This is a genomic window from Bacteroides sp. B1-V-101 (genome assembly GCF_023656585.1).
GTDB lineage: Bacteria > Bacteroidota > Bacteroidia > Bacteroidales > Bacteroidaceae > Bacteroides > Bacteroides thetaiotaomicron.
Window position 1 is genome coordinate 239687 of sequence record NZ_JAMOKH010000004.1, and the last position, 16201, is coordinate 255887.

Below are 16201 nucleotides of genomic sequence, written 5' to 3' on the forward strand. Positions count from 1 at the left end.
AATTGAATGCTGTTTTTAGTTTAGATACGAAGTACACCTTTGTGCAAGCCGAATTCTTTCCATTTGCTGATGGGACGGTTGTCCGTTGCGTCACCTCTGTTTTCTTCAAGATTCATCAGATAATCCATGTAGGCAGCAATCATGGCAATATTTTCGGCACGTTCGCTGGTGCGCATGATACATTGTTGCAGATGCTCGCCGTTCTTGGTGATAAAGCCTGTGTCGTAATGGCCTTCCACGAAGTCCGGTGTGTCCATGATGGCACGTAGGTAGCTGATATTGTTCTTTACACCTGTCAGTTTATACTCATGGAGTACGCGGCGCATCCGTTCGATGGCATATTCGCGGTTGGTAGCCCATACGATCAGTTTGCCGATCATCGGGTCATAATAGATCGGGATTTCATATCCTTCGTAAACGTAACTGTCGATACGAACACCGATTCCGTTCGGTTCTGTAATCTGTTTGATGATTCCTGGACTCGGCATGAAGTTCATTTCCGTGTCTTCGGCACAAATACGGCATTCGATGGCATGACCGCGCTGTTGGATATCTTTCTGTTTCAGCTGGAGCACTTGTCCGTCGGCAACTTTGATCTGCTCTTTCACCAAGTCCACTCCGACCACTTCTTCCGTTATCGGATGTTCTACTTGCAGACGGGTGTTCATTTCGAGGAAGTAATAATTGCGATGCTTGTCGACCAAGAACTCAATCGTGCCTGCACCGATATAGTTGACCGCTTTGGCCGCGGCTACCGCCTTTTCACCCATATCTTTACGCAGTTCGGGAGTCACGAAAACCGATGGCGTCTCTTCCACAATCTTTTGGTTGCGGCGCTGTACGGAACATTCGCGTTCGCACAGGTGAATCACGTTTCCGTGTTTGTCGCCCAGAATCTGAAATTCAATGTGATGAGGTTCCTCCACGAACTTCTCCAGATAAACGGTATCGTCGCCAAAAGAAGAAAGTGACTCGCCCTTGGCAGTTGTATAAGCCTCTTCCACCTCTTCCGCACTGTGGATAAGGCGCATACCTTTTCCGCCGCCGCCCATAGATGCTTTCAGCATCACCGGATAACCGATCTTGTTGCAGAGTTCTACGGCTTCTTCCACACTTTTCAGATTCTCCTGTGTGCCGGGAACGACAGGAACTCCTGCCTCGATCATTTTAATACGGGCGGATATCTTGTCGCCCATTGCCTCCATCGTTTCGGGGTCCGGTCCGATAAAAATAATATTTTCTTCCTGACAGCGTCGGGCGAAAGTTGCGTTTTCGGACAGGAAACCATATCCCGGATGAATAGCGTCAGCATGGCATTCCTTTGCCACTTCGATGATTTTTTCTATATTCAGATAACTCTCTTTGGATGCTGCCGGTCCTACGCAATAAGCTTCGTCTGCATAGAGCACGTGCTTCGCGGTCCGGTCTGCTTCGGAGAAAATTGCGATACTCGTTATCTCCATCTCCCGGCAGGAGCGCATCACCCTTATGGCAATTTCACCGCGATTGGCTACTAAGATTTTTTTTATCATACTTTACTCAATTAAGTACATACTTATTTAATGCCTTCCCATCTTCACAGACATAGTCCATCCGACAGAAACACAGTATTTTCTTGATTTGGGGCTTAACAAATGATGTTCTTTCTCCTAACCCACGAGGCAGAAGAACGCTTTACGCGAAGTGGCAGGTCTTCTGACTGTCTCTTGTCTTATAGTGCCTTCCCAAAATAACATCAGTGGCGATAAATTAGTTCATTAATAAGACATTGTATAGAGCTTCACAGCAGCGGGACTGTACGGGATTTACACCCGATTCCCTTTTAATCGTCATCCGTTGGACACGGACTCCGAACCATTTCGGGGGGCAAAGATAAATAAATATTGAATACTGTGTTCTGTTTTTGCACGAAAGTTTCAGTTTTGTGCAATGAATGCTCCGGTAGATTTCCTCTCCTTTACTTTTCCAATAGAACTAAATCTCTGTGTATTAATGTTTATGCGTTAAACCTTCCTCTTTTTGTATTGTTAAGACTCCCACTAATTAATTAAAAGGAGAATCGATATGAAAGAAAAGAAAATAGCTCGTGATACGAGAAACAGAGAGAAACTGGCGGGTGATGACTGGGTAATGGCAGAATTTTATGCAACGTGGTGTCCTCACTGCCAGCGTATGCAGCCTTTGATAAAAGAGTTCAAGAAAGAGATGGAAGGGATAGTCGAGGTAGTACAGGTAGACGTAGACGAGGAAAGTGATCTCGCTAATTTCTATACCATTGAATCCACTCCCACATTCATTCTTTTCAGAAAAGGTGAACAGCTCTGGAGACAATCCGGTGAACTGACGCTGGAAAGATTGGGAAGAGCGGTCAAAGAGTTTAAATCTTGAAAAAGTATTAATAAAAAGGGATGCTTTTCTATGAAAGTTTTAAATCGTGTTATGAAACATACTTTTTTATTTGGATAATTTGCTAATAACACAGAAGTACGTATCTTTGCACTGTGTTTTTCATAGTATTAGATTTAAGGTTAACAAAGGTTGGAGCAAGGCGTTGCTCCTTTTTTTATGCCCGTACCCCGGCTTTCTGTTCAGAGCGGTCTTTATTTCGCCAGCCTTAGTTCGTACAGACAAGCCTGTACTTCCTCTGGACTGCCTGTATGTTTTCCCTCGTCATCCGATAGTTTGATGCATTCTCTCCATTCCTGATTGACATTCATTTTGCATTGCGTGAGTTTCATGACAATGTTGGAAGGGGCAAATCCTGTGTCATTCGTTAGATTGGTACCGATTCCGAAGGAACAGCGAATCTTCTCCTTGCAGTATTCTTGAATTTCCAGTGCCTTCGTGAAGTCGAGAGCGTTGCTGAAGACGATAGTTTTGGTAGTGGCATCAATGCCCAGTTCTTTATAGCGGGCTACCAGTTTATCAATAAAATCAAACTCATTGCCAGAATCGCAGCGTACTCCGTCGAATAGCTTGGCCTGCTTGCGGCTGAGATTGCTCAGGAATATTCCTGAAGTATAAGTGTCGGACAGCGCAATGCCCAAATCTCCGTCGTATACATTCACCCAGTTTTCGAGCGCCATATAGTTGGCGTGCTTATATCCGAACTGTGCCCCATGAAACATGAACCACTCATGCGGATGAGTTCCCATCATTTTCATGCCGTACTTCATGGCAAAGTAGCAGTTGGAAGTTCCGGTACAGTATTTGGCCGTATCATTCAGCCGTTTGATCACCGTCTCCTGCACGTCGATTGAGAATCTTCTCCGCGTGCCGAACTCCGAGAAGCGGAGCTGGTGCTGATTGGACAATTCCACTTTCTCCGACAATTTGCAGAGTATCTCGCTCATATCGGGTATGTTGCCGAAAAACTTGTTTTTGATTTCGGATACGATGGCGAGCAGCGGTACTTCATACAGTGTGACTTTATAAAGAAAATCGCTGACTTCAATATGCAGCCGGCCCGTTGTGTCCAGATGAATATCGATCTTGTCCGGATCAAAACGGAAAGAAGACAGCCATTCCCAATAGACTCTCGGAAGAAACCGGCAATTGCGTGTCATGTATTCCAGTTCCTCTTCCGTAAGTCTCAACCGGCTGAGGTTGCTGAATTCGCTTTTGAGCACTTCCAGAAATTCTTCGGTATATTCAGTTTCGTTTCTGTCATTGAAGCTGAAAGTACCCATTGCGTAAGGGAATAATTTGATATAAGCGTACGAGGTGGTAAACTTATAGAGGTCTGTATCCAGCAGTGTTCTTACAATCATACCGTTTATTATTTAATATGTAAAACGTTGTAAAGTTAGTATTTGTTGGACAATCCTACTGATTAATTGACAATAATTCTTTCTTTAGTAAGTTAATCCCACTTTTAGGGTGATGGAGTGGTGAGACAGTTCTTCCTTGAATTCGGTATGGAAATATTCATCGGTCCGCTGTTTCAGCGTTTCCAGTTGCTGTATTTCATAGCTTAAGGCAATATTCATTTTTAATTTTTGAGTGAGCTTTACTTGTGCTCCTACAGACGGGGAAAGATAAAATCCGCCATTGGTTTCTTTGGCAGCCGCCAATGAGCCACCAATGTTGCATTCCAGATAGGGAGTAAGTTTCTTTGGTCGCGTCATGAAGAACTGTTTTGGAGTATGTTGAAAGAGAGGGGATGAAAAAGAGAATAAATGGACAGTACATCTGGCTTTATTAGCAAAGAGTAAGATACTTTTTGATAGCCAATCGTTCTTATGATAAAAAGCAGGATGTACTGTCCGGGGTATATTTATGATAATTCAACGGTAGGATTGTGAATGGTTAAGCCGCCGTCTACCACAATCGTCTGTCCAGTGATGTATCGTGCATCGTTGGAGGCCAGGAATGCAATGGTGGCGGCAACGTCTTCGGGTTCTCCCAAATAAGGCGTGGCGCACTGTCCCAGAAATATGTTGCGTACTTCTTCGTTCAGATTGTCCAGTGCGGCAGGGGTAAGAACCAGTCCCGGTGCTACGGCATTGCAGCGGATATTTTTCTTTCCCATTTGGGTGGCGATATATTTAGTCAGATTGATGACACCTGCTTTGCTGGCTCCGTAGAGAGTGCCATTGGCGTCGGCTGTCAGTCCGCTTATAGATGCTACGTTTACGATATTTCCGCCTCCGTGAGTGGTCATGATGGGAATGACCTGCTGAGAAAGATACATCGTGCAGCAAAGGTTCAGATGGAATACTTCGTCGAAGTAATCGATATCCAGCTTTTCAATATTCAGATCACGTTTGGGGTCGGTTCCGCCTACGTTGTTTATAAGTACGTCTATCTGACCGTATTCCTTCATGGCGAAATCAACCAGTTCTTTACAGCTTTGGAGTTCGGTAGCGGAGAAATAGATGGGACGCACGTCGGCCCCTGCTTGAGTGAGTTCGGCGGCAAGCTTGTCGGCCCTTTCCTGCGAATGATCGGCGATGACTACTTTTCCTCCTTCGGAGACGATGCGGCGTGTGGTTGCTTCGCCAATGCCACCGGCAGCACCGGTGATGACGACTACTTTGTTTTCAAATCTTTTCATATATGTTGAGAATTTGATGATTACCTTCCTCTAATTAACAGCTAATGAATGGATTTGTTGTTGCCTGTAAACTCTTATTAATAGGAATCGGCAACAGATTCGAAAACTTTTGCATCTCATCCAGTTTTATGGGTTAAATATTTAAGAAGACTGCTAAATGTTAACATGAAGTTGCTTATTTGTTAATGCGGTTCTGATTCTATTAAACCATGTTATAAGATATCCCGTTTTAGCCGGAAAATTTGGAGATGAGGCAAAAGTCCGTATCTTTGTACTGTGTTTTTCATAGTATTAGATTTAAGGTTAACAAAGATTGGCTGTCTGGGATAGATAGCCTTTTTTTTGCTCTTATGCGAAGGAATTATTTGGAGTCCGGGCGTGATTCAGAATAATGAATATTGATTGTTTCGCAGACTTTTCATTTCCCGTTCCTTCACTACATCATCTTCTGCCGGATGCCCGATCAGCAAAGGCGAATTCCTGTCATGTTTCTTAGTGTTATATTCCACACTGTTGTAATTGCCTTTGATGGCGTAACAATAGATGCATCCGTTGAGGCAACTTTCATAAGTGCCTATGTCGATACTTTCAATGCAATTGCAGACATTCCGCTGATTTTTGTCTTTTTTGGCAAGGAGGGGGTAGCCGGTGATTCTTTCGATCAGTTCTTTGTCGATACACAGTCCGGCAGGGATTCCCAAATGTCTCAGATCAACTTTGGAGGTGCAGGTATCCAGTTGGATAGCAGGATATTCGTTGATGGTATTCCTGAAAGAGACGGCTATTTCTTCAATCTCCTCTTTTCGCAACGGCTGTATGTTGAACTGGCCGACTGCGGTGCGGATATGCTGGTAATGGTCAATAAATCCCAGCATACACTTTTCGGTATGGTCTTTAAGTCCGTAGGCAATTTGGGCGAATGCCTCCTTATGGAAAGAAACGTCATATTCCTCGTTAGTCAGTATCGGGTCATAGCGCCAGATCACTTTCTCTTTTCCTATTTTATCCGAAAGGCGTTTGAATATGTCTATTCGTTTGTCGATAGACGGCAGATTATTTTCTAATTTCTCTCCGTAAGGATTGAGGGTGAACTGAAAGTAGTATTTGTAGTCTTGCAGATGATCCAGTTTATCAATCATCGGAGCAGGATTCTTGGTCCAGAACACGATGCAATCTACCACAGCAGGATGTAAGCTGACCTTGCTGATCATTTTAGGATTAAAAGGATTGGGAACTAACACGTATCCTTCTTTAATCCGGTTGAAGAACCATTGCGAATAGAATGCCGGAATATCTGTCCGGCGGCTGGCGCTAATTATCATATTTCAAAGTTACGGTAAAATTGGTTGTATTGCAATAATTCCGTGATGAAAAATAATCAATAGAACGGATGGATGGGAGAATAGAGCATACTGATAAAGGTTTAATAAGAGATGAGAGGAAAAAGCGGACTTAGTTGCTTTTTCAAGAATCTCTTTAAGCAGGAACTGTGAATGAATATGTTAAATGTTAACATGAAAAGTCTGAAATGTTAATGCGCTTCCGAGAATATTAAACCGTGTTATATTATCGTCCGATTCGGCTCTGAAATTTGCTATTTACTTGAAAGGTGGTATATTTGTACTGTGTTTTTTTCATAAGTATTAGATTTAAGGTTAACAAAAGATTGGTTGCTCGTGATGAGTAGCCATTTTTTGTTTTTATACGTCGATAATTGTTTATTCTTTAATCATCGTTAATAGCATCTTGAATTTTTCCACCGTTGTAAGTGTATGTGATACCTATTGTTTGTACATAACAAAAATCGTTTTTTATTGTTATAGTACGGAAAGTAACTAATAAGGAGAACATTATGAAAAAGAAATTTTTATTGTTTGGAGCACTGGTCGGTGCTTTGCTGTTGTCTTCCTGTTCGGGAGGAAGTAAAAAGCAGACTGTATCCTCGGAAAGTACGGAGGAATTGGATGATGCCAGTAAGGTGATCAATTATTATCATATGTCGCTCGCTGTATTGAGGCATGTGGCTAATGCGAAAGATATAAACGCTGTGTTGGGGTACATGGAACAGACTGGGAAAGTGCCTGAAGTTGAACCGATTGCACCTCCGGAAATAGCTGCCCGTGATACAGCGGAATTGTTGGACCCGGGAGACTATTTTAATCCTGAAGTCCGTCAGAATCTAAAGCAGAATTATGCCGGATTGTTTAATGTGCGGACACAGTTCTATGATAACTTCAATAAATTTCTAGCTTATAAGAAGTTGAAAGATACAGCAAAAACGGCTCAGCTTTTGGATGAAAACTATAAGTTGAGCGTAGAACTGTCCGAGTATAAGCAAGTGATTTTTGATATCCTAAGTCCTTTGACCGAACAAGCGGAGAGTGAACTTTTGGCTGATGAGCCGTTGAAAGATCAGATAATGGCGATGCGCAAGATGTCAGGCACGGTGCAGAGCATAATGAATTTGTATTCCCGCAAACATGCAATGGACGGAGTACGGATTGATTTGAAAATGGCGGAGCTGGAGAAGGAACTGAAGGCTGCGGAAAAAATTCCGGCTGTTACCGGTTATGATGAAGAATTGAAGAATTTTCAGAGCTTCCTCTCTACCGTTAAGTCCTTTATGAATGATATGCAGAAGGCAAGAAGTAAAGGTGCATATTCGGACAAAGAATATCAGGCGATGTCAGAAGCCTATGAATACGGGCTTTCTGTTATTTGAAAAATAAGACCCCTTGCCTGGCTATTATATTATACCCAGGCGAGGCATATTTTATGTTTTGTCGTTATTGATAATATCTGTCGATTCTTTTAATAACATCTTATTTTCAGGACTTAAAAGTAAATCACATATAATGGGCTTTTTAGTTTTCCAAATAAGTGTCGGCATGGAGTTATAGGATAAATTATTTTTTATAATGCATTGTAGCAGATGTATAGTCGTTACTTGATATTTATTTTTTAATTCGTTTACTTTACCATAAGTAAGTTTCTTAAATTCTTTCAAAGATTGCAAGATGCTTTCTTCGAAAGCGAGATTTGGAATAGTTTCGAATATATGATTGATATCTGTACGCCCATCTGTTAAAGTAGCTCCAAGACCTGTTTCTTCACAAAAATCAAGTAATGCCTTGAATTTTTTTTGTACAGATTGGTTGGCCATTTCGGTCAAAGGCTTAATTTCTACAACGAAACCTTTCCCATCATCAAGGAAGACTATAGCATCAGGGGTATATTTTCCTCTATCGTATGTGATTGTAATGCCTTGTTCGACATAATAAATAACCTCATGTGATTTTTCTAAACGTTTATAGAATTTTTTCTCAAGCATCGATTCGTAAAAAACATTTCTTTGAAGTTTATTACTATAGAACTCTCCAGCTTCTGATTCTAAATATTTTTTGTTTGGGTCATAGTTTCTATGAGGAGTTATTTGGTGGATTTCTTCAAGAGTCCATGACTTCACATGATCAAACCATATAATTTTGTTTGTAATATCTGTCAATTGTGAATTTTGCTTTTTGGGAAAGATTGTGCTTGTTTCTTTGATTTCTCTTTTCCAGGTTTTGATAATGGAATAATCCTGTTTAAAGTAAAGTTGAGCTAGATCAAAAAGAGTTTCTATGGGATATTCAGACAGATGGCTTTCTTGAAATTTTTTTAAGTAGCAAGCAAAATTGTGTACTTCATCAAGATTGATCTGGTGATTATTAGTCAATAGATTATCAATCTCAATGATGGCTGGGATATTTCTTTTTCTTAAAATTCCGAATTTCTTGAATACTTTTACTTTTAATTGACGGATTCTTTCACGACTAAGTCCTAATTTATCTCCCAAACTTATCATATTTTGTATTTCGTTTCCTTCCAAACCATATAATTCGGAGAAGATGTATTGCTCTCTGTCACTATATAAAGGTGTACCATCTTTTTTAGTGGCTAGTATGCACAGTTTAAGAGCAGTTATGAGACGAAGTCCTTGAGCATCCATACGGTTTTATGTATTGTGTGTATTAATAGAGAACAATATTAGACAATAAAAAAGAAAAAAGACATAAATACTTCTATTCTTTTTATCATTTTAACAGAAGGATAATTCTTTAGGTTTGATTTAATAATTAAATGTCTCTTTTTTACAATACAGATTCAAAGAGACTCTCTACTTTTGCTTCCATAATTAAAAAAGTGATATCTTTGCCATATGCAGTCATTTCAGATTATAAAGCCCGTTCCTGTGCTATCGCCTTACATCCGCCATTATTGGATATTGCAGGATGATGCAGCAGTTCCTGTTTCCGAACGGACTTTGCCCATCGGTTGTATGCAACTTGTTTTTCATAAAGGGAAACAACTCTTCCTGCAGAATGATTCAAAGTTGCAGCCACAGTCTTTTATTTGCGGACAGTCGGTCGGATTCTCCGATGTGTTGTCGACAGGTAGGATAGAGATGATTACGGTTGTTTTTCAACCTTATGCAGCGAAAGCCTTGCTCCACATTCCCGTTCACTTGTTTCATGGGAAGGATGTAGCGATGGATGAAGTGGAGGATGTAGAACTATCGGATTTGGCGAAGCAAGTCACTGATACTTCTGATAATATAGTCTGTATCCGTCTGATAGAGCAGTTTTTTCTTCGTCGTTTATATACTTTTTCCGAGTATAACCTGAAAAGGATGTCTGCTGTCTTTCAGGAAATCAATCTTCAACCACAAATAAATATTCCTCAATTGTCGGAGGCGGCTTGTTTGAGTAGCAAGCAGTTCGGACGTGTTTTTGCCGATTATGTCGGTACGACTCCCAAGGAATATCTTCGTATTGTGCGTATGCAACGTGCTTTATTTCTGTTACAACAGGATGCGACTCTGCCTTTTGTACAAGTGGCCTATGAGTGTGGATACTCCGACCAGTCCCACATGATTAAGGAATTCAAACTATTTTCCGGTTATACGCCTGCAGAATATCTTTCTGTTTGTGCTCCTTATTCTGATTACTTCTCGGAACTTTGAAAATGTCTTTTTTTTCCTATCAGAGCTTTGTGGCATCCCTTACTTTTGCAGTGTCTTTGCAAAGGCTGAATAGTAACCATAAAAAAAGAACGAAATGAAAAAGTTTATTGCATTTTTTGAGATTCCTACAGTTGATTTTCACCGGGCTGTCGATTTCTATGAAACAGTGTTTGGGGTACAGCTTCCGGTTTTTGAATGTGAAGAGGAGAAGATGGCGTGTTTCACGGAAGAAGGTGAAACGGTCGGCGCTATTTTCCATGCTCCCGATTATCTTCCTTCGGAAAAAGGAGTGATTATCTCTTTTAATTGTGAAGACATCGATCAGACACTGGAAAAAGTCCTTCGGAAAGGTGGAAAAATCATGATGCCCAAGACGAAAATCGAAGTAGAGGGCAGAGGCTGGTTTGCCTTGTTTGCGGATAGCGAGGGAAACAGGGTAGGGCTTTACGCCGATAAATAACAGATAGAAGAGAGGAAGATTATCTGTCCGGCGTAGTTACCCATTGATGGGTAATGATGAGCGAAAGTAGAATGAGACTGCATCCGTAAAGAAATGCAGTCTCATTTATTTTTAAATCCTTCTTATTCTACCGGAATATAAATCTCTGTCAACAGCTCTTCGGGAGCGGTTTCGCACGGATTGTTCAGATAGCGTTCGGCACTGGGTTCATCGCGTAGCGTACATTCCATTTCGGGCAGACATTTTCCATAGATAGTATCATATACCGCTTGCAGATTGTCATACGGACCTTTATATAAGAAGATTGCATAACGTCCCGCGGGAAGCGTCTTGAATCCTACATCTCCTTTGGGAACTACCTGTACGGGCATCACCATACATACATCGGTGCGTAATTTCTCGGCTGGTGTCACTTTGGGGTCGTCGTGATAGATGCAGAGCGGGCTGAAATCTCCCATGGGCAGCTTTTGTTCTTTGATGAACTGCCACAGACGTCCCCATGTCCCTCCGTAGTCATTCAGTTTGTAGTCACCGGACAGGCGGATATAAATAACATTGCGTGCAGGTATACTCTTAATTTCACTTTTCAGTTCCAGGTCTGGCCTGATAATCGCTGGTTTCATAATTACAAAGTTTTTATTGTTTCGATACTCTAAAGGAGAAATACCATAAAACTGTCTGAACACTTTCGACAAGGAAGAAGGGGATGAATATCCGATGCGATAGGCAATATCGGCAATTGGAATGTCCGAATAGCGCAATAAACGTGCGGCTGCTTCTGTCCGCGTCCGGACAATAAAGGTACCGATCGGTTCACCGAGGAATGCTTTCATAATTCGGTGAAAATAAAAAGGAGAAAAGTTTGATATCCTGGCCAGCGATTTCAAATCAATGTCTTCTCCTAAATGTTGATTGATATATTCCACCACAACATTTACGCACTTTTGATACTCTTCTTTGGTTGTTTTCTTCTGTTGCATAACTTCTTTTGGTATTTCACTTCGCAAAGGTATTGGTAAAAAAGGGAACGAACTTGTCCGATATTGCTATTATTCATTTTTTTTAATAAAACCTGTTGATTCTCTTTTAGTTACGCTATGAATTTATTTGATGATTTTGAGTATTCCAGAATGGTGCTTTAGTATAAAACATGACCGAATATTTAACTGTTTGAACCCGATTCTTTTTTGAATCTTTAAATAATGTCAATCTGTTAAATAAAATAAGAGAATATGTTATGAACTATTGTTAAAATAGCTATCTTAGTTTCGAATTATTAATAGAGAATAGCCATGGATAAAAGAGTAGTAGGGAACAATGCCGGCAAGGTCTGGTGTGCCCTGAAAGAAATTGGTGAAATTTCGATACCAGAATTGGCGAGAAGATTAAACCTTAGCGTAGAGAGTACAGCATTAGCCGCCGGTTGGCTGGCGAGAGAGAACAAAATTTGTATCCAGCGGAAAAATGGATTAATTGCTTTATCTGATGAAAGCACTTTCCCTTTTAGCTTTGGATAATAAAGAATGCTGTTCGTGAACATCTTTGAAGTTCCATTAACTTATAAGTAAAGAATTGTTGATATAAAGTATCGTAAGTTAAATCTGAACCTGAAGAACTGAATTTAGAAAGAGTTACTCTGTGTATAGGGTAACTCTTTTTAATGTATAATAAACGTATAATAATGCTGTTAGTATCTTCTTCTTTATATGAAAAATATATACTTTATATTAGTGCGAAATTATGTGCGTGAAAATTTAGGGGATCGTTTGTCTATTCTTCAGTCTCTTTATCGGTCGATACTGTGGCGCTACTTTTTATGGCATGAATAACGGCGGAAGTAAATCCCCTGTGCTCCAGTTCATTCAATCCTTTAATGGTGGCTCCACCGGGAGTGGCTGCTTTTTCTATTTCTAACAGCGGGTGGGTGTCGTGATTTAAAATCAGTTCTGTAGCTCCTTCCATGCTATATGCCGTCATTCGCATTGCATCTTCAGCGGAGGTGCCCAATTCTATGCCGGCTTGCATGGCTGCATGAATATATTTTAATGCGAAAGCGATTCCACTAGAAGTTAATGCAGAAATGATATCCAGCTGTTTCTCTTCTGCGAACAAACACTTTCCTCCTTCTTCAAATGTTTGTTTTATGAGTTGCTGGTGTTCTTTGCCGGCTTTGCGTGAAGTTATCAGGGTCAGGCTCGAATGTTCCGTAATGGCGATGTTGGGAACTACCCGGAATATAGGCATTTCGGTTTCCGATAAATGTGCCAGGTGAGAAATAGATATTCCGGTTACCAGTGAAACCAGGATTTGGGTGCGTGAAAATCGTAACGGAGATAATACTTCGTCTACTATACATGGTTTGACAGCCAGAATAATAATGTCGGCTTCCGATATGGCATACTGATTTTCTGTCATTATGCGTATCGCAGGAAATTGTTTGTGCAGATTTTCTAGCTTGTCTGTATGAGGAGTAGAAATGATAATATCTGTTTCGTTGTAGAGATGTCCTTTTGCCAGGCAGGCAGCAACTGCGCTCCCTATGTTTCCGGCTCCTATAATTGTAATTTTCATGTTTTTATGGATTTGTATTTATTACTTTGTTAATCAGGCTGAAAGTCTTTCAAGAAAACGCTGTGACAGAGAATTGAGTAATTGCTTCTTATCAGCCGTGTGAACTGATATTGTGAAACAGTGATCGCTGCCGCCATAAGAAATCAGTGATATGGGGATATGCCTGATTGTTTCCATGATGTTACTTTCCAGTTGTGTACGTTCCCAATGAAGTGATCCTATGATATGTATTACGGACATATTTTCGTCAACGACCATTTCTGTGTATTTGTGCAGTTCTCTTTGAATTATTCGCAGGGTATCACGACTGGCCGTCAGAATCATGGAGACAGAAACATTGGATGAGGCCATTGAGATAACGTTTATCTGATATTTATTAATGACTTCCAGTAATTTGCCCATGAGTAAATAGCCGGGCAGGACGTTCAATGATGTGAAGCGTACAAACGTCACTGAGTCTTGGATAATAATGGCTTTAACACTGCTTTCCGTATCATGGGAAGAGATGTAGAGCCGTTCTGTTTCCAGGTCATGGGTGTCTATTAAGCGGATAACGATATTGGAACGGGCTGCAAGAGTGATACAGTCTGTATAAATTAAGTGTACTCCACTGTTAATCAACTGTTCGGCCTCGGTGTAGGTCAGAGAATGTTGTTCCCTGGCACAGTTCCGGTTGGCATAGATATTCGTGAGTTCGGTTGACAGAATGATTTCGTCTGCTTCGAATATGCTGGCGAGTACGGTAGCATAATAATCATTACGCTTCTCATTCATGAAATCAATTTCGCCATATACATTTTTGCATAAGGAAAGGGGAGCGATGAAAATGTCAGTATCCCGATTCTCATTGATATACTGTCTGATAGATTCCTGAATGTAGGGGATATCCGGTTTCCTTTCCAGATTCATCTGCATAAAAGTACCGGTATCCAATGTACGGGCAGTCAGTCCATGCTGACGCAGGCAGCAGGCAAACAATTCTCCGGATAACCGGTATATTTCGGCTTTTATTATTTTATCAATTAATAAATCGGCTTTGTCTTCCACCAGTTTGTGCATCTTTTCGATACATTCCCGGATATATTTCTTTATATCCGTATTTAGTGGCAAATCTGTTATGAGGTGATCTGCCAGTGTGCAGCAATATTCTTCGATTTTATTGATTGTTGTATGCGAAGCACTGTCTTCTTCGTGAAACCAGCTGATAGAAATATCCTGCAGCCATTCTTGTAGTTGCGTCAGTGTCGGAACCACAACTACGTAAGGATGTTCCTTTAGGATGTAATTGATTACTTGTCTGATTTCATCCTCTTCTTTCATTTTTTCAAATTTGCAAACTTTCATTGTTAACTGATAATTTATTGGTTACTGATCTTTTTCAAAATGATATGCCTTTTTTCAAATAGAGATGGTCTGTTGCCATCGATCTGCTATTTGATAATCAGGTATATTGTTCAGAATCAAATTATTAATTCTATTATTCCCGCTTCTGAAGCAGTCCATTACTAGATGTAATCTGCTAATACCATACCATATTAGGATATGATATAAAAATGACTATCTTTGTAGCGTGATTAATGAACTGACAGTATATCCATCTATTTATGAAACTCTGTATATAGCTACGCTCAACGAATAGCATCCTTTCTAATCAGGCTATTCAGCTATCCGGTAAGCAACGACCCGCTTGCCAAAGAGTTTTTATACCCATTTTTATGAATTTACGAAACTGTGTACTGCTATGAGTATAGTATGCTGTATCGTGCTATTTTTAGTTGAGCAATGAAATATACATATAAGCAAATATGGCTCATCAACTTTCCTGTGATGATGAGCATTCTGATGGAGCAATTAATCAACATTACCGATGCTGTCTTTTTAGGACACGTAGGAGAAATCGAATTGGGAGCATCCGCACTTGCGGGAATATATTATTTAGCGATTTATATGCTGGGATTTGGATTCAGCATTGGTCTGCAGGTTATGATTGCCCGAAGAAATGGGGAACAACATTACAAAGAAGCAGGGCGCACCTTCTTTCAGGGATTATATTTTCTGATGGCGATGGCAATCATGCTTTCTCTGTTGATACAGCTTGTTTCTCCGTTTATTCTGCAACGGCTGATTACTTCTGATGAAATTTATCAGGCTGTGATCCGTTATCTGGACTGGCGTAGTTTCGGACTGTTGTTTTCGTTTCCTTTCTTGGCTTTCCGGGCTTTTCTGGTTGGGATCACGAATACTAAAGCCCTCTCCGGAGCAGCCCTTACGGCAGTCTGTATCAATATGCCTTTCAACTATTTACTGATATTCAAACTAGATATGGGCATATCCGGAGCAGCGATAGCCTCCTCCATTGCTGAGTTTGGAGCGTTTCTCATACTCTTGTTATATATGTGTAAAACGGTAGATAAGAAAAAATATGGTCTGAGTGCTGTCTATGATGGCAGATTGCTGATGAAACTACTACAACTGTCCGTATGGAGTATGCTTCATGCTTTTATCAGTGTCGCTCCCTGGTTTCTGTTTTTTGTGGCTATTGAACATTTGGGGAAGACAGAACTTGCTATTTCCAATATTACCCGAAGTGTGTCTACCCTCTTTTTTGTGATAGTCAATTCTTTCGCTTCTACTACCGGATCGTTAGTCAGCAATCTGATCGGGGCAGGACAGGGGAAGGAACTTTTTCCTGTTTGCCGCAAAGTTCTCAGATTAGGCTATGTGGTAGGGCTTCCATTGATACTGACGGCTCTTTGGGGCAATCAATGGATCATCGGATTTTATACGAATAACGATTACTTAGTCAAACTTGCTTTTTGGCCTTTTATAGTCATGTTGTTGAATTATGTGTTTGCATTGCCCGGATATGTTTATATCAATGCTGTTACAGGTACGGGAAAGACGAGGCTTGCCTTTGTCTTTCAACTGGCTACTATCCTGATCTATCTGATTTATCTATATCTGCTGAGCGAGTGTTTTCATGCATCTTTGTGGGTGTATATGACGGCAGAATATCTGTTCGTTATTCTATTGGGAATACAATCCATTCTGTACTTGAAGAGGAAATCCAAACAGAATATGTACTTTTGTACTTTCAATGATTGATACT

The 16201-nt window shown here is 40.6% G+C and carries 15 protein-coding genes and 1 riboswitch; of the genes, 6 read left to right on the forward strand and 9 right to left on the reverse strand.

All coding sequences use genetic code 11. From position 1 onward, the window contains the following. Window positions 1-20: 20 nt before the first annotated feature. Complete coding sequence (gene accC / locus NBH01_RS05570; protein WP_195382346.1) at window positions 21-1532, reverse strand: acetyl-CoA carboxylase biotin carboxylase subunit; 1512 nt, start codon at window positions 1530-1532, stop codon at window positions 21-23. A 136-nt stretch (window positions 1533-1668) separates the two neighbouring features. Beyond that, window positions 1669-1874, reverse strand: a riboswitch (cobalamin riboswitch). Window positions 1875-2064: 190 nt separating this feature from the next. On the opposite strand from accC, the gene NBH01_RS05575 reads away from it, so the two are divergent. Continuing rightward, window positions 2065-2388: a thioredoxin family protein gene (locus tag NBH01_RS05575; RefSeq protein WP_008761158.1), complete on the forward strand. Its 324-nt coding sequence runs from the start codon at window positions 2065-2067 to the stop codon at window positions 2386-2388. Window positions 2389-2600: 212 nt separating this feature from the next. Here NBH01_RS05575 and pncB read toward each other — a convergent pair whose 3' ends face one another. The 4 genes from pncB to NBH01_RS05595 form a co-directional block, all read right to left on the reverse strand. Next, window positions 2601-3770, reverse strand: a complete 1170-nt coding sequence (gene pncB / locus NBH01_RS05580) for a nicotinate phosphoribosyltransferase (RefSeq protein WP_250700029.1) — start codon at window positions 3768-3770, stop codon at window positions 2601-2603. Window positions 3771-3854: 84 nt separating this feature from the next. Continuing rightward, window positions 3855-4127 (reverse strand): hypothetical protein, encoded by a 273-nt coding sequence (locus NBH01_RS05585; protein WP_176702621.1) that lies wholly within the window; start codon window positions 4125-4127, stop codon window positions 3855-3857. Between the two features lie 149 nt (window positions 4128-4276). Further along, window positions 4277-5056, reverse strand: a complete 780-nt coding sequence (gene hdhA, locus NBH01_RS05590) for a 7alpha-hydroxysteroid dehydrogenase (RefSeq protein WP_008761163.1) — start codon at window positions 5054-5056, stop codon at window positions 4277-4279. A 383-nt stretch (window positions 5057-5439) separates the two neighbouring features. Next, complete coding sequence (locus NBH01_RS05595; protein ID WP_008766262.1) at window positions 5440-6378, reverse strand: DUF1848 domain-containing protein; 939 nt, start codon at window positions 6376-6378, stop codon at window positions 5440-5442. 530 nt (window positions 6379-6908) lie between these two features. Here NBH01_RS05595 and NBH01_RS05600 point away from each other — a divergent pair. After that, entirely contained in the window at window positions 6909-7778 is an 870-nt protein-coding gene (locus tag NBH01_RS05600; protein WP_008766260.1) for a DUF6845 domain-containing protein, read from the forward strand. Between the two features lie 51 nt (window positions 7779-7829). On the opposite strand, the gene NBH01_RS05605 is transcribed toward NBH01_RS05600, so the two are convergent. Then, window positions 7830-9047 (reverse strand): TnsA endonuclease N-terminal domain-containing protein, encoded by a 1218-nt coding sequence (locus tag NBH01_RS05605; RefSeq protein WP_151879431.1) that lies wholly within the window; start codon window positions 9045-9047, stop codon window positions 7830-7832. A gap of 210 nt (window positions 9048-9257) precedes the next feature. Between NBH01_RS05605 and NBH01_RS05610 the strand changes: the two genes are divergently transcribed. Next, window positions 9258-10061, forward strand: coding sequence for an AraC family transcriptional regulator (locus NBH01_RS05610; protein ID WP_234140881.1), 804 nt, complete (start codon window positions 9258-9260; stop codon window positions 10059-10061). A gap of 94 nt (window positions 10062-10155) precedes the next feature. After that, the gene (locus NBH01_RS05615; RefSeq protein ID WP_011108047.1) at window positions 10156-10521 is read left to right on the forward strand and encodes a VOC family protein; all 366 of its coding nucleotides are present in this window, start codon (window positions 10156-10158) and stop codon (window positions 10519-10521) included. Window positions 10522-10643: 122 nt separating this feature from the next. Here the strand turns inward: NBH01_RS05615 and NBH01_RS05620 are convergent, their stop codons facing one another. Next, the gene (locus NBH01_RS05620; RefSeq protein WP_151879428.1) at window positions 10644-11501 is read right to left on the reverse strand and encodes an AraC family transcriptional regulator; all 858 of its coding nucleotides are present in this window, start codon (window positions 11499-11501) and stop codon (window positions 10644-10646) included. Window positions 11502-11813: 312 nt separating this feature from the next. Here NBH01_RS05620 and NBH01_RS05625 point away from each other — a divergent pair, with 312 nt between their 5' ends. Then, window positions 11814-12038, forward strand: a complete 225-nt coding sequence (locus NBH01_RS05625; protein WP_055220199.1) for a winged helix-turn-helix domain-containing protein — start codon at window positions 11814-11816, stop codon at window positions 12036-12038. 253 nt (window positions 12039-12291) lie between these two features. Here the strand turns inward: NBH01_RS05625 and NBH01_RS05630 are convergent, their stop codons facing one another. Together NBH01_RS05630 and NBH01_RS05635 are read right to left on the reverse strand one after the other, a co-directional pair. Then, window positions 12292-13092 carry a pyrroline-5-carboxylate reductase family protein gene (locus NBH01_RS05630; protein WP_234140882.1) on the reverse strand — a complete coding sequence of 267 codons (801 nt, stop codon included), beginning with the start codon at window positions 13090-13092 and terminating at the stop codon, window positions 12292-12294. Between the two features lie 33 nt (window positions 13093-13125). Next, complete coding sequence (locus NBH01_RS05635; RefSeq protein WP_234140884.1) at window positions 13126-14436, reverse strand: amino acid kinase family protein; 1311 nt, start codon at window positions 14434-14436, stop codon at window positions 13126-13128. Window positions 14437-14874: 438 nt separating this feature from the next. Here NBH01_RS05635 and NBH01_RS05640 point away from each other — a divergent pair, with 438 nt between their 5' ends. After that, window positions 14875-16197 (forward strand): MATE family efflux transporter, encoded by a 1323-nt coding sequence (locus tag NBH01_RS05640; protein WP_070750096.1) that lies wholly within the window; start codon window positions 14875-14877, stop codon window positions 16195-16197. Window positions 16198-16201 lie beyond the last annotated feature (4 nt).